This window comes from Bacteroides sp. MSK.20.82 (assembly GCF_019052485.1).
Classification (GTDB): domain Bacteria; phylum Bacteroidota; class Bacteroidia; order Bacteroidales; family Bacteroidaceae; genus Bacteroides; species Bacteroides thetaiotaomicron.
Genome location: NZ_JAHQUN010000019.1, coordinates 74,678 through 90,758 on the forward strand (window position 1 = coordinate 74,678; position 16,081 = coordinate 90,758).

The following is a 16,081-nucleotide window of genomic DNA, read 5'->3' on the forward strand; positions in this document are numbered from 1 at the left end:
TTAGATTAATAGCGATAAAGCATTTCATCCTTTTCGCATAAGTATCTAGTTATCAATGATGTTTTCATGATAAAAAAACAATTATTATTTGATGGTATAATGAGTGCCTTACTCCGCAAGGATTTATTTCGGGCACCGATGAGACCTACTTCCGGCACCGATGAGAACAGGCTCCGGCACCGATGAAGGCATACCTCGCCACCGACCAACAGGAAGTAGCGGAAAATTATTAATAGAGGATTAATTTAGAGTGAATTTATAATATCATCGTAAGAGAAATCAGGCTTGGCATTCAGCAAACGTTCATATTCAATACAGAACTTATCGAAACTTTGCTTGGACAAACCTTTCTGCCCCATCTGATACAAGACTCTGCATTTAGTGCGGATAGCGTCTTCGTCTATATTATCAACAAGCAGAATTACATCTGATATTTTCAGCAAAAGCCTGGAATCTTCTTTTATATCGGGACGGTTGACCACAGAAAGCAGTATTTCCGTCAACAGAACGTAGTAGGCTGACTTATATTCGTCAATCCATTCGGCACTGACGTTAGGGAGCAATGCGCCGGCACTCGCCAGGGATATGATTTTATTGATTATCTTTTTGTCCGTAATGGTATCTTTTATCTGATCCAGCAATCTCATCACTTCCTGATAATCGCAGGTCACGTCTTTCCCCAGATTCAGATACCAATAGCCGTTCTTATTGGCAATATTGATATCTCCGATTTTCTCTATGATCAGCCTTAGCTTTCTGATATTCACGTTTCTGTTATTCGATGCACTGGACTTACTCATATCGAACCAGAAGGTTTCATCCAGGCATTGAGAAGTCGTTCCCTTTCCGTTCTTGATGGTATTCAGCAGTAAAAACAAGAATAATTGCTTAAGAGTAGGCGTAAAATCTCCCGTGATGTTACCGCCTTGCTTATCAAAGACCTGAAATCCGCCCAGTAATAAAACCGAAGATACTTTTTGTTCAGTCGGTTCTTCTTCGACCAATCTGTCTTTTACTTCTTCCGTAGCAACCGGACCGACTGACACATTCACTTTTCTCTTTCTCTTACTATGCAATAACCATATACTTCCTCCTATCAGGCACAGTAGTCCTGCCAAAATACCAGATATCAATACCACCGGCTTCATTCCGCCAGTCTGATGAGGCAAAATATCTTCCTTGGACAAAGGTGGAAATGCCAGTTTATAAAATTCGACTTTAGATATTCCGGGCTCTTTTTCCTGCAACACCACGGCATAAATAGAAGATGTCTCTTTATGTAGAAACATATCACAATAAGAATGAATATCGAGGAAGTTATAAACAATGGAATCACTCATCACTTCCTGAACCGGTTGTCTGGTATGTATATCAAACCGGCTCAAATAAACAAAAGTATTATACCGGTCATTATTATATGTCAAAGCATATACACTATTCGACGGTGTATCGATAATCATTGAATTACCGAAAGTAAAGTGCTGCCTGTCATTCACAAACTCCCATAACTTAGCGCATTTACCTGTTTTCAAATTCAACCGGTAAAGATCATAAAAGTTTCCCGGAGATTCTTCCTGCTTACCCGACTGGTTGCCATAACCACCCATGATCAATAAGTAGTCCTCATTCTCCGCCCCCATCGCACTTAAATAGCGGGGAAACAGACAGGAATCAAGGGAACTGATCGACCACCCCTGCGGATCAGACAGGTTTATTCTGCTCAACTGTGAATTATAGCGGTGATTTCCATAGCCACCAAAAACAATCAGTTCATCTCTTTTCTGATTGATAATACGATTATGATGCTGGCGGGTATCAATCATTACCGGAGTTTCTAATGTCCAGCATTTCCGGTCAAACTCATAGACATTCAAATTGTTGAAATCCGGTGTATAAGACAAGAGCCTGTTTCGTTTGGCATCAAAAATCATCTGGCTGGAAGCTCCTATATAAGGATGTCCTTTATAAGCAATCGAATCAATACGATTCGCCTTCACATCGTAAACAAATAACTGACCGCCTCCTGCTATGAAAAAACGTCCCGACACATCGTCATAAGCCACCTGCGGATTAATATGGTGCACATTCAACGAAGCTAATGCCGCCCATTTAGTATGTTTATCTATCTCCCAGACGCCATTACGTACAAAAGCCTGTTTATTTCTGACACTATCGTAAGTCACATCTTTATCATGAGCAGCCAATTCCCATTTATAAAGTAGTTTACCTTGAATATCAGCAAGTTCTATATTACGAATGGTCATAGGAGGTACATCTGTAGAGAAGAAACGGGGATGCTTGCTGCCTCCGAAATAGATCTTGATATCCTTAAAGTTGCTCAGGGAATGATTGATTTCCGCCTGGATACCGTCTGCAGCAATATGAATCCGGTCTTTGGTAAATTGCAGATTGACGTGTATCCATCTATCTGCTACAATCTTTACCGAATCTGCAATCTCTGTATTCTTGATCACCCGGTCTTTGTCAGTCAATACAATATTAAACCGGGAATAAAGCAGGTAGGAGATAAAATCAAAGCAAGAAGAATCATCTGCTATGACCCGTACAACATAACCATAAGTATACAGCTCATTTCTCAACTTTATATCGAATCCCACCGAGAAACCGTCCTCGGGAAAAGACAAAGAAGCCGCAGGAGTAAGATCCAGATTGGTCCGCTGATCCTGATTGGTAGAATGAGCCAGAAACGTGAGACCATAATCATAGACACTATTATCTATAACATTACTCTTGCATACCCATATATGCAATAAAAAGACTAAAGATAGAAGGTATCTACATTTCATAGTAACAATCATAAAAACCGGAATCCTTGTTCAAAAGTAAGAAACTTATGTCTAAGACCAATGCATTTGATTGCAATATTCGCAAAAAATTATAGGATATGCAAATCATCGGAAACAAAAAGACTCGCCCAAGTAAAGTATCCGAGGGATATCTTTACCTGAGCAAGTCTTTCCTTTCATAAATACGGCCCACTTAACAGCCGTATCTATATTACAATATCAAATGTATTATTGAGCTGATTCTACCAATACAACACGATTCAGAATCGGTTGACCGAACTTGTCGACACCACCACCTGCTGCAACAGACAGTCTGTCTGCAGAGATGCCATATTTCTTAACCAACAGGTCCTTAACAGCTTGTGCACGTTCCAGACTTAACTTCTGGTTGATAGAAGGAGTACCGGTTGCAGAGTCTGCATATCCGTTGATTGTATAGGTCATGTTCGGGAATTCTTTCATCTTGCTGGCAAGATATGACAAGTTCATTTCTTCTTGTGGAGACAATTTGTCTGAACCAATCTTGAAGAATACGGTACGCGGTGCAATGTTGGCATCTGTTACAACGACTTCTTCTGCTTCTTCCACTACAGGCTGCTGTGCATTGGCCAACTGTTGCTGCAACTGCATATTTGCGGCTGCCATAGCATTCATCTGATCACGCATTTGTCTCAATTCCAGTTCGGAGATAATCTGTGGAACAGGACGTTGGAATCCACGGGTCGGGAAATAATAAGTCACACCGAGAGTAGCACCTAAGATACCATCATAATCGGGTTTACCACCGTGTTCACCGTCAAATTTACCTTCCAGACCTGTTGCACTCAGTTCAAGGTTCAAATCTACAGCGTTTGACAAACGGAAACGGTTGATAATACCTGCATTGAAGGTAGCAGCGTTTGTATGAGGCTTAGAATAAGAATGAGCCCAACCGGCACCGATATACGGAATAATTTCATATACGCGATCCGGATTGTAACCACCGAAAAGTGCATTCAGATTAATCAGCAAGTCACCATGAAGATTCATATAGTCCCATCTCTGTTTGTAGGAGCCATCTTCTCTCGGACCACCGACTACATAGTTTGCAGATTCATTGGTGGTGAATCCTTTGGATTGCAGTCCGCTATATTGCATACGCAATCCGAAACCGGGTGTTACCCATTTACCAACTGACACATTCAATGTCGGAGCAATACGATCTCTGAATTTTCCGATATGGTCGTTATTACCAAATAATACCTGTGCACCGCCTCCTACAGAGAAGAACCAGTTGCTCCAGAATGGGTTAGTTATTACTTGATGTTTATCTTGTACCTGAATAACATCGTATTCAGTTACAGTCACGGTTTGCTGCGCAGAAGCGACAGACGCAACGCCGGCAAAAGCCAGCAACATTAGAATCTTTTTCATATACCTAATAGTTAAGTGGTTATTATAATCTTTTCTTTGTTGAACTATTTAAATAACACGAACTGAACTAAAAGGTTTTAAGAAATGATGATTTTATTTGTTTTATTTGAATAATTTCTCGATGTCCTCTTCCTTGATTGTTGTCAAGACTGTTTTGCCATCCGGAGTGTAATTTGGTGAAGGACAGGCAAAAAGACTGTCTACAAGACTTACCATTTCCTCATTACTCAACACCTGACCATAGACAATAGCCGCTGCACGCGCCAGTGTTAAAGCTAAGATATTCTGGATTTCCTCCTTCACATCATTCCCTTTTTCCATAGCTGTATGTAGCATATTCCGTACCAACTCAACCGGATTCAATCCTTCTATTCCCGAAGGAATGCCATTGATGGCATAACTACCGCCACCCAAATCACTCAGATCGAAACCTACCGCCGACAAATCATCCATGATTCCTTGCAGGACAGCCGCTTCTGAAGCAGGCAGCTGTAATATCTCGGGGAAAAGCACTCCCTGCGAAACACCTTGTTTTTGTTTTATCTGCACCATATACCGATCAAAAAGTACGCGGATATGCGCACGATGCTGGTCGATCAACATCAATCCGGATTTCACCGAAGTCAGAATAAAACGACCTTTGAACTGCAAATGCAGATTCCCTTTCTCAATCACCGATTCATTGGCATATAAAGTAGAGGAAGCCGATGAGAAAGTGGAGGAAGCGGCAGATACCGCCGAAATAGTTTTCTCTTCAGCAACCATCGGTTCTTCCTCGAAAGGAGAATTTTCCCAATCCATTTCCGGTTCCTGCTGAGGCTCATTCATCTTACTTGCCTTGGTCAATCCACCATACAGTCCTTCCCATTCCACCTTCGGACGGCTATATGATCCGCCGCCACTTCCACCGGAAGATACTTTGAACGGATTGAAATCCGAATTATAATGAATCTTCGGAGGTGCAGGAGGCAGGTTCTGCTCAAATGCAGGAATATCCGGCATATCTTCCGTATCGAAATCAATGGAAGGAATGGCGCTGAACTTGCCCAACGACTCCTTTACTGATGCCGAAAGTATTTGCCAAATAGCCTGTTCATTCTCAAACTTGATTTCTGTCTTAGTGGGATGAATATTCACATCGATATTAGCCGGATCCACTTCAAAATAAATAAAGTAGGAAACTTGCTCGCCAACGGGAATCAACTGTTCATAAGCCTCCATCACTGCCTTATGAAAATAAGGATGGCGCATATAACGCCCGTTGACAAAGAAATATTGGTGAGCACCTTTCTTACGGGCAGTTTCCGGCTTCGCTATGTAGCCTGAGATTTTCACCATCGTAGTATTCACCTCTATATTCAGCAACTGTTGATTCAGCTTCTTGCCGAAGATAGCAAGAATACGTTGCCGCAAAGGAGATACAGGCAGATTAAACAGTTCGGAATCATTGCTGTAAAGCGAAAAGGCTACTTCGGGATGAACCAAAGCAATACGTTCAAACTCTGCCAGAATATTACTTAGTTCTGTTGAATTTGCTTTCAGGAACTTGCGACGGGCGGGCACGTTGAAGAACAGATTCTTCACAGAGAAGTTACTTCCCTTGGAACAGGAAACAGCTTCCTGACTTTCGACTTTGGAGCCTGCAATCACCAGTTTTGTTCCCAGTTCTTCCGATTCCAACCGTGTTTTCAGTTCAACCTGCGCCACAGCTGCAATGGAAGCCAGTGCTTCTCCACGAAACCCCATCGTACGCAAAGCAAACAAATCCGCTGCTTCCCGAATCTTAGAAGTCGCATGGCGTTCAAAGGAAAGTCGCGCGTCCGTTTCGGACATTCCCTTTCCATCGTCTATAATCTGGATGCAGGTCTTACCGGCATCCGTAACTAACACATGTATATTTTGAGCATCTGCATCGATCGCATTCTCCACTAGCTCTTTAATAACAGATGCCGGACGTTGTATCACTTCACCGGCAGCAATCTGATTAGCTACCGAATCAGGCAACAAATGAATTATATCGCTCATAGTTTATTTAGTAGTTAAAATGACCAGCTTCCCGTCGCTAAATAATGCCACAAATATAAAAGGAAAGCTATGATAATCAATATGATTCCAAAAGATACAGGCTTACGGCCACTTGCCTTTCTGCGCTTCAGGTGCGTCGTACCTTCGACAAACTTACCACGGATATCTTCGGGACTGAATTCTTTATCCGGAAGCATTCCCAACTCGCGTTTCGCCTTCTCCTCCATCTTCTCAAGCTTTTCTTTCCGCTCGTTTACGTAAATGTATTGATGATTAAAGCCTCGAGGTTTTCTCATCGAATTGAAAAACATTCCCATATTACTTCATATTAATTAAACTTCGCTTATCTGTCTTTGGCTTCCGGTCGGTGGTTGGTTTCAGTGTCTCTCCTTCCTTCTTGCCTCTCCAGTTGAATATATCTTCTTTATTTAAAGGGCGGACATAGTCAAACCAGGCAAATGTAGATAGCCGCAACTTGTCGGGAGGGATCTGATCCATCGGATATAATGTTCCGTTGGACTTACCTACGAACATCCCTTTTTCCATCTTCTTCTCTTTCATATAAAGATGGAGCACACTCCCCTCCATATTATTAAATCCGGTCATCGTACTGTCTTTTTCTTCCGGGTAGAAAGCGGTCATCACATTACCTATCACTTCAATATGACGCATATCACCATTTTCGAAATAGGCTTTCATCTCTTTACCGGACACTTGGTTATAATGAACAGAATCTTTCATCTCCACCGTCAGTGCCTGATTGATAATGTGGGCCCAGTTAATGGTACTGTCATTCATATAAATCTTGATCTCCTCGCCAAGCAGTTGCTGACCTTCATTCCAAAGAATCGGATCGGTATACATGGTCAGACAAGAGTCTTTTGAATTATAAACCAGTGAGTCACAAACTCCCTGTACATCCGTCCGGTACATACGTACCTTATGATAAGCTTTCATCAGGCGGAAAACAGAGTCCGTATTCAGATTATAGGAAATAAGCTGCAACGTATCTCCATGCATAAAGAGACTGTCTCCTTGTGAATAGTCAATAGCAACTGCACGTTTGGTAGCAAAAGCAGAGTCGGCCAATTCGTTATAGAAACAATAATCGCCGGTCAACATATTCTTGTTAATGGTATCCGTCATTCGTATATTATCGAACGCTTCACCGTATCCCACTTTCCGGTCATAAAACAAACTGTCACCAATCAACTTCTTTCCCTCATTCGTCAGGATAGAACGGTCCAACAATTCAGCCTGTTCGCTGAGTGTATTATAGAAGCCTCGTTCCGAATAGATGTGATTATTGTCACTTACGATATTCGAAGGACCGAGAATGGTAGCAATCTTGGAAAAAGTATTATATTTCAGTGTATCCGACGTCAGGACAAACTTGGGATTCACCAATTTCACATCATGATTGAATACCGACTGTTTGGTAGCCGGACTGTATTCTCCCCAATCCGAGGTCAACACATTCTCTTCATCCATCAAAGTACCGCCCTCGAAATAATAACCGAGATCATAAAGACGGTCATAATTCAGACTATCGGTCAGAAGCGTCGTGTTCCGGTTGATCATCTTTACGTTCTCACGAATCTGCGCAATCTGTGTCATCCCGTCGTAGTAAAGATAATCACCGTAAATAAACAAGGTATCCCCCTGCTCCATACGTACATTGCTGAATGCTTCTACCGAATTGGTTTTCTCGTAAATCAAAGCACTGTCACAAAACATATACATACTGTCGTGACGCAGCTTTACATTCCCAATCAGTACCTGAACATCCGGTCGGGCAAGCTTGTCGGCCTGTCCCTGATTGGCATGAAGCAAATATACTTTCGTCTTCTTATTTTCGGGCTCTTTCTTGATATCTTTATCAGTTTGCTTCGTTCCATTTGGAGTTTTCGCAGCCGGAGTCTCAGCCTTTTTAGTCTGTCCGGTAGGCTTCACCTGCGCCACAAGGCATACGGCAAACAGGCATAGAAAGCCTATAAGAAGCCATCTATGCCCGTCTTGCTGTTTATCTTTTTTGTTTTGTTTCAGCATATAAAGTCAAGCTGTTTAAACATCAATCGTTCCTTACCCAACCCGGATACTTGAAGTCACACTTCTGCCAATTCGGGTCAATACGTACATACGTATGTTTTTGTTTGTTCAGAATCCACTTCTGCAACATTTCTTCCCGGCGCTTATCCATCACGATTTCTTTCAGGTCCTGATAGTCTTCTGCAATGGTAGCTTTATGACCGTTGATCTTTGCTTTCAGTTTTACAATGGCACAAACTTCTTTTCCATCCTTCTCGTTAATCATCGTAAAGGCTCTGGAAATTTCGCCTACATTCATCTTATCCACCACTTTCGCAACATCCTGAGGCAAATCCTGCATCTGGAACTTAGAAGTAGTGATACCTGTACGCTCATTCGTATTCACCATAAGACCGTGATTATTACGAGTATCCTTATCCTGTGAAATCACAGAGGCAGCCTCATCAAATGTAAACTTATTCTGACGGATATCATCGCCAATAGAATCCAGACGGGCACAAGCCTCAGTCAACTCCTTTTCAGATACTTTCGGACGCAACAGAATGTGACGGGTATTCACACGGTCGCCACGTTTCTCGATAAGCTGGATAATATGATAACCAAATTCAGATTCTACGATCTTAGAAACTTTCTTCGGATCCTGAAGACTGAATGCTACATTGGCATAAGCCGGATCCAGCATACCACGTCCCATAAAATCAAGTTCACCACCTTTGATAGCAGAAGCCTTATCTTCGGAATACAGACGTGCCAGTGTAGAAAAATCAATTTCACCCTTTGTCACACGGTCTGTATAATCACGCAGACGTCTCTTTACATCTTCAATTTCAGCAATAGGAATTTTAGGTTGCAGTGTAATAATCTGCACCTCTACCTGAGTCGGAATATAAGGGATACTGTCCTGAGGAAGATCCTTGAAATAGCGGCGTACTTCTGCCGGAGTTACCTTGATATCTCCTACCAGTTTCTGCTGCATCTTCTGTACTGTCAGTCCGTCACGGGCATTTTCGCGCAACGTTTCACGAATTTGAGTAGCAGTCTTATTGAAGTATTCCTCCATTTTCTCCTTAGAACCAATCTGCTGGATATACATATTGGTCATCATATCTACACGCTGAATGATTTCCGCTTCGGAAACTTCGATACTATCCAACTTTGCCTGGTGCAGGAATAACTTCTGCACAGCGATTTCTTCGGGTATTACACAATAAGGATCGCCTTCAAATCTGCGTCCATTGTACAAGGCATCCATACGGGCCTCTTCTACATCTGATTTCAAAATAGCTTCGTCACCTACTACCCAAACTACCTCATCAATTACATTGTCCTGTGCATAAGTTACCACGTTGGCAAATACTGCCAGGACAAGGGTAACAATAAATCTAAAGTTCACAAACTTCTTCATTCTTTGTATTTAATAATTGTATATAATCTTCTTCTTGTTTACAGCCTGCTGATACAGGTCATTCTTCACTTGTTCCATAAAGTTCACCCGTTTCTGATTGACCAGTAAATCCTTCACTTCCGACCGGGCAAACTCATACGGTTTCTCTTCACCTGCCCCGCGATAATCGCTCACATTGAGGAAATAGTAAAATGCCGTATCTTTCAGTTCCACATGTCGGTGCTTGTCTACATACTGCTCCGGTGACGCCTCTTTCAATGGAATCAAGTCCAGAACATCCGTAACCGGAACCCATTTATTGTAAAAGTATTCATACTTCACCGCATTCTGCAAACTATATTTTTCCAGACTTTCCACAGCATCCTGTTTTTCCGTCTTGTACCATCTGCGAACATTGTTCAGCTGAGGTGCCGTCAACGGTACTTTAATAAACAATCCCTTGATCAGCGGAGATTCCAATTTAAACAATTCCTTGTTTTTCTCATAATAATCCGCTATTTCCTGTTCCGAAATATCATTCGTCAGTTTTTGATTTATCAATTCCTGCTGATAGGTATGCATAATCAAAGCTTTCCTGTAATTCTCCACCAGCTTATCTACATCCACATTATCCGGAATATTATTCGCTGCTTTTTCATACAACAAAATCTCTTCCGCCCAACTACGAATGTAATGCTCAGCGAAAAGAATACTATCATCTTTTGACAATCCGACCGGTAGTACAGACATCAAATCTTCTTTATACAAAAAGTTACCATCTACCTCCACCAATGCAGTCTTGCCTTTGTGGTCGTACTGCTCTTTGCACGCTCCACAACAGAGAAGGGTAATTAGTAAGAGGACTAATATTCGCATTGTCAATTCAAATCTACTTATTTAAGGTACGAAGATAGTGAATAATCGGTTACATCAGTTATTATTAACTGTTTTTAAAACCTCTTGGTTTATTTCAACCTTACCGGACTCCCTCAATTCCCGCTCCCAATATGCGTTAAGATAGTTTCTATAATCTTTTCTCACCTGATCAATTACCTCTCTGTAATCCTCCGGTCCCTTCTGTTTTTTGCCTACAGCAATAGTAAAAGGATAAGACACTACAGGATCAAAAGCGCCCTTCTTAAAGACCAATTTATCTATATATTTATTATCTCCGTCGGCAAAAACACCCTGTTCAATTTTAATTATTTCAGCACCGGATGTATTAAATGTTTTGCGAAGCATATCCTCCCATTCATTCTCCGGAACTTTTTTCAGTAGCTTTTTAGCCTGTTTAGCAGTCTTTTTATCTGCACAATGCAACACTACTCCTTTGTATCGGGGATGCTCCCATCGGTAATCCGATGAATGAAACTTAAAATACGTAGCCAATCCCACCCGGTCGTTAACAGCCGGTAAATCTACTTTCTGATGCACGATTTCCTCAGCCAAACATTTCTCTGCATATTCCTGCAAAGTATAACGAAGTTCCGGATGCTTTCTTTCCATATGCTGACTCTCATAATCCAACAGAGATTTTGCTATAAAGCCATTCAACTGTCGTTTTACAGCCTGAGGATGGGATGCAGCAAACCGCTTAAACATTTCCCCTGTATATGCCTGCCCGTCGATGGTAAACAAAGTCCGCTCCGTTCCACCTTTCTGCAATACTTCCTCCAAAGACTCCATATTCGGAATATACTGGTATTCCTTTTTCAGTTGTTCTACGATGGCTTCCGTTCCTTTATCCAACGGCTGACGCCTTAAACGATTTAGAAGGCTGTCACTAACGACTTCATATGCAGGCACTTCTTTTCGATCTATGACTTTCAGAATATGAATCCCTTCCGGAGTAAAAAAAGGTTTGGATATTTCACCTTTTGCTAAAGAGAAAGCTGCTTCCTCAAACTCCGAGGTTGTCTGCAAACTTTCTATCCACCGACAACGTTTATCATCCGAAAACCGATCCACCAAACGGGCAAAATCCACACCCGGCTGATTTTGTATCACCTGATAAATAGAGTCCATGCGAGCCTGTTCCTCCTGTAAATGCCGGGATGTAATGGTCTGAGGCAGATATTTGTAAATTTGCTGTATCTGCACTTGTCCGCCACGTACATTTTCCTTCATCTTCTGATATAGAATACGGGCATTGCCATCCATTTCCTGATCATCCAGCAGGTATGATCTCAGCAAATTTGTCCGATAAGCCTCCTGTTGCTTGCGAAAAGCCGAAGTTGTGTCGAGTCCGGCCGCTCTGGCTGCTTCCACTTTCAACTTAGACTGAATGAAAAACTCCGCATATTCTTTAGGAGACAATTTCATACCATTACCGTCCGCATGCCGGCGATAGGAGTATTCAAACTCCGAACGAGGTATGTCTTTCCCATTAATCCGCATCACTACGGGATCTTCCTGAGCGAAAGCTAATACTCCGAAGAGACTTATCCATCCTAAAAGCAGATTTCTTTTCATCATTGATTTTTATTTAAAAACGACAAACGGTGAACAACGAACATATGCCATACAGCCTGTTCACCGTTCACCGCTAATCGTTTACCGTTTATATAAATTATTCCGGACGGCTATAGTTAGGCGATTCACTGGTAATCGTCACGTCATGCGGGTGACTTTCCATCACTCCGGCATTTGTAATACGAGTAAACTTCGCATCATGAAGTTTTTCAATATTAGCAGCACCGCAATATCCCATACCTGCACGAAGACCACCGGACAACTGATAAACTACTTCGTAAAGTGTACCTTTATAAGGAACACGAGCAGCAATACCTTCCGGAACCAATTTCTTCACATCGGCAGTTCCGCTCTGGAAATAACGGTCTTTAGAGCCATTCTCCATTGCTTCCAATGAACCCATACCGCGATATGATTTGAATTTACGTCCGTTAAAGATGATAGTATCACCCGGAGACTCTTCTGTTCCGGCAACCAATGATCCGATCATCACACAATATCCGCCGGCAGCCAATGCTTTTACCACATCACCGGAATAGCGCAAACCACCATCAGCAATCAGAGGAACACCTGTACCTTTCAGTGCCTTGGCTACATCATATACAGCCGACAACTGAGGAACACCTACACCTGCAACAACACGAGTCGTACAGATAGAACCCGGACCGATACCTACTTTCACTGCATCAGCACCAGCTTCTGCCAAAGCCTTCGCAGCTTCTCCGGTAGCAATGTTACCTACCACGATATCAATATTCGGGAAGCGTTTCTTTGCTTCTTTTAGTTTTTCAATAACGTACATAGAATGTCCGTGAGCCGTATCGATTACGATAGCATCTGCACCGGCATCCACCAATGCCTGCATACGATCCAGCGTATCAGCAGTAACGCCGACACCTGCAGCTACCCGCAGACGACCTTTGGCATCTTTACAAGCCATCGGCTTATCTTTTGCCTTTGTAATATCTTTATATGTAACAAGACCGATCAGTTTGCCATCCATTCCTACAATCGGCAACTTTTCAATCTTATGTTTTTGAAGAATCTGTGCAGCAGATTCCAGATCGGTAGACTGATTAGTAGTAACCAATCTTTCTTTAGGAGTCATAACAAGATCAATATGCTTTGTCATGTCTCTTTCGAAACGCAAATCTCTGTTAGTAACGATACCTACCAGATAACCTTCATCATCCACTACAGGAATACCACCGATTTTATATTCAGCCATAATTCCCAAAGCGTCGCTGACAGTAGAACCTCTCTTGATAGTAACAGGATCGTAAATCATACCATTTTCAGCACGCTTTACAATGGCAACTTGTCTTGCCTGCTCCTCAATAGACATATTTTTGTGAATCACACCGATACCACCTTCACGGGCAATGGCAATAGCCATTTTCGCTTCGGTAACCGTATCCATGGCAGCCGTCACAAAAGGAATTTTTAACTCAATGTTTCTTGAAAACTTTGTCGAGAGATCGACAGTGCGCGGTAAAACTTCAGAATAAGCGGGGATCAACAATACGTCATCGTAAGTTAACCCATCCATTACAATCTTATCAGCAATAAATGACATAGGGCTGTGCGTTTAAAAATTTATTGCGTGCAAATATACGGTTTTTATTCAAAACAGCATACCTGCACGCCTATTTTTTTCGCTTTTTTAATTAGCCATTTCAGAGATGAACTTGATTCTCACCAGTCGGACTTCCTCTTCGGTAAATTCATCGCCCAGTTCGTCAAGAGCATCATCAATCTTGTCTGTCGTAGATTCCTTGAAGTAATCATAGATATCGAGCATATGATCTTCATCCATAATTTCTTCCAGGAAGTAGTCGATATTCAGTTTAGTTCCGGAGTAAACGATTGCTTCCACTTCATCCAGCAGTTCACCAAACTCGATTCCTTTGGAAAGAGCGATATCGTCCAGCGCCACTTTACGGTCGATAGCCTGAATAATAGCCACTTTCATCTTTGATTTATTGGCAACCGTACGTACACGTAAATCTTCCGGACGTTCGATTTCATTCTCTTCGCAATGACGTTTGATCAGCTTACAGAACTCTTCACCATAGCGTTTCGCCTTTCCGGCACCTACGCCCGGAATATTCTGCAGTTCATCCAATGTCACCGGATAGATGGTAGCCATCGCTTCCAAAGACGGATCCTGGAAAATGACATAAGGAGGAACTTCCAGTTTCTTGGACAGCTTCTTCCGTAGGTCCTTCAGCATTGAATAAAGAGCCGGGTCTACCGCACAAGAGCCACCGCCACGTGCAGGTACTTCTTCTTCCGTTTCTTCAAAATCATTATCTTCAGTAATCTTGAACGATTTTGGCTTCTTCAGGAACTTATGCCCTTCTTCCGTCACTTTCAGGAGACCATAATTCTCCACATCTTTGCTCAAGTAACCGCCAATCAAAGCTTGTCGGATCACTGCATTCCATGTTTTGTCTTCTTCTCCCATACCCGAACCGAACACTTCGAGATCTTCGTGTAGGTGAGCCTGTACTTCCGACGTTTCTCTACCTTGTAGTATGTCTATGATATAATCTGCCTTAAAATTTTCTTTCACCGCGATAATCGCTTCAATCACGGCACATAATAACTCTTGAGCCTCCACTTGTTTTTTAGGGTTTAAACAGTTGTCACAATTTCCACAATTTTCTTCCGTATATTCTTCACCGAAATAGTGCAGCAATGTCTTACGCCGACACACGGAAGATTCGGCATAAGCAGCGGTTTCCAACAGAAGCTGCTTGCCAATTTCCTGTTCTGCCACAGGTTTTCCTTGCATGAACTTTTCCAGTTTCTGCAAGTCTTTGTTTGTATAAAAGGTCAGGCACTGGCCTTCGCCGCCGTCTCTGCCGGCACGTCCTGTCTCCTGATAATACCCTTCCAGACTCTTCGGGATATCATAATGGATCACAAACCGTACATCCGGCTTGTCAATTCCCATACCAAAAGCGATGGTAGCCACAATCACTTCCACCTTTTCCATCAGGAAATCATCCTGGTTTTTCGTTCTCGTCATTGAGTCCATACCTGCATGATAAGGACGCGCGTTTATTCCGTTTGCCTGAAGAATTTCAGCAAGTTCCTCTACTTTCTTCCGGCTCAGGCAATAGATAATGCCCGACTTTTCCGAATTGTTCTTGATGAACTTGATAATATCTTTATCAATATTATTGGTCTTTGCGCGTACCTCATAATAAAGATTCGGACGGTTGAACGAGGATTTGAAAACCTGTGCATCCACCATCCCCAGATTTTTCTGGATATCGTGCTGTACCTTCGGTGTTGCTGTTGCAGTAAGCGCAATCAAGGGAGCTTTCCCTATTTCGTTAATGATCGGACGAATTCGCCGATACTCCGGACGGAAGTCATGCCCCCATTCGGAAATACAATGAGCTTCGTCTACCGCATAGAACGAAATTTTCACCGAACGCAAAAAATCTACGTTTTCTTCCTTTGTCAATGACTCAGGAGCCACATATAGCAATTTTGTTTTTCCGGCAAGGATGTCAGACCTTACTTGGTCTATTGCGCCTTTATTTAATGAAGAATTTATAAAATGGGCGATGCCATCCTCTTCACTGAAATTACGCATTGCATCCACCTGATTCTTCATCAACGCAATGAGCGGAGAAATAACAATTGCCGTACCTTCCATCAAGAGCGAAGGTAACTGATAGCATAAAGATTTTCCGCCACCGGTAGGCATTAGCACAAAGGTATCTTTACCATCAAGCAAGTTCTGAATGATTGCTTCCTGGTTTCCCTTGAACTTATTAAATCCGAAATACTTTTTCAGTTCATCTGTTAAATTAATCTTCCCTGCCATCTTAACTTAGGTTGTTTTATTCAGTTCATGGTTTAACTTTAAGTAAAGCCCTCCATTGCAAGAGAGCCAAACAAAGTTATAAACAAC

General features: G+C 42.2%; 10 protein-coding genes. All 10 read right to left on the reverse strand.

What is annotated here, in order from left to right; genetic code table 11:
* Positions 1-245: 245 nt before the first annotated feature.
* Positions 246-2,807 (reverse strand): hypothetical protein, encoded by a 2,562-nt coding sequence (locus KTR07_RS16085; RefSeq protein ID WP_225710285.1) that lies wholly within the window; start codon positions 2,805-2,807, stop codon positions 246-248.
* A 228-nt stretch (positions 2,808-3,035) separates the two neighbouring features.
* On the reverse strand, positions 3,036-4,220 hold the full coding sequence (locus KTR07_RS16090; protein WP_055216327.1) for an OmpA family protein: 1,185 nt from the start codon (positions 4,218-4,220) through the stop codon (positions 3,036-3,038).
* Positions 4,221-4,322: 102 nt separating this feature from the next.
* Positions 4,323-6,245, reverse strand: a complete 1,923-nt coding sequence (gene mutL, locus KTR07_RS16095) for a DNA mismatch repair endonuclease MutL (RefSeq protein WP_008760778.1) — start codon at positions 6,243-6,245, stop codon at positions 4,323-4,325.
* Between the two features lie 14 nt (positions 6,246-6,259).
* A complete protein-coding gene (locus KTR07_RS16100) occupies positions 6,260-6,562 on the reverse strand; it encodes a hypothetical protein (protein WP_008760777.1) in 303 nt (100 codons plus the stop codon).
* 1 nt (position 6,563) lies between these two features.
* A complete protein-coding gene (locus tag KTR07_RS16105) occupies positions 6,564-8,294 on the reverse strand; it encodes an OstA-like protein (protein ID WP_008764125.1) in 1,731 nt (576 codons plus the stop codon).
* Between the two features lie 22 nt (positions 8,295-8,316).
* Positions 8,317-9,699: a peptidylprolyl isomerase gene (locus tag KTR07_RS16110; RefSeq protein WP_008760775.1), complete on the reverse strand. Its 1,383-nt coding sequence runs from the start codon at positions 9,697-9,699 to the stop codon at positions 8,317-8,319.
* Between the two features lie 9 nt (positions 9,700-9,708).
* Complete coding sequence (locus KTR07_RS16115) at positions 9,709-10,554, reverse strand: peptidylprolyl isomerase (protein WP_008760774.1); 846 nt, start codon at positions 10,552-10,554, stop codon at positions 9,709-9,711.
* Between the two features lie 54 nt (positions 10,555-10,608).
* Positions 10,609-12,153 carry a peptidylprolyl isomerase gene (locus tag KTR07_RS16120; protein ID WP_011108995.1) on the reverse strand — a complete coding sequence of 515 codons (1,545 nt, stop codon included), beginning with the start codon at positions 12,151-12,153 and terminating at the stop codon, positions 10,609-10,611.
* 94 nt (positions 12,154-12,247) lie between these two features.
* Positions 12,248-13,726 carry an IMP dehydrogenase gene (gene guaB, locus KTR07_RS16125; protein WP_008760772.1) on the reverse strand — a complete coding sequence of 493 codons (1,479 nt, stop codon included), beginning with the start codon at positions 13,724-13,726 and terminating at the stop codon, positions 12,248-12,250.
* A gap of 87 nt (positions 13,727-13,813) precedes the next feature.
* Positions 13,814-15,994 carry a DNA helicase RecQ gene (gene recQ / locus KTR07_RS16130; protein ID WP_008764112.1) on the reverse strand — a complete coding sequence of 727 codons (2,181 nt, stop codon included), beginning with the start codon at positions 15,992-15,994 and terminating at the stop codon, positions 13,814-13,816.
* Between the last annotated feature and the right edge of the window lie 87 nt (positions 15,995-16,081).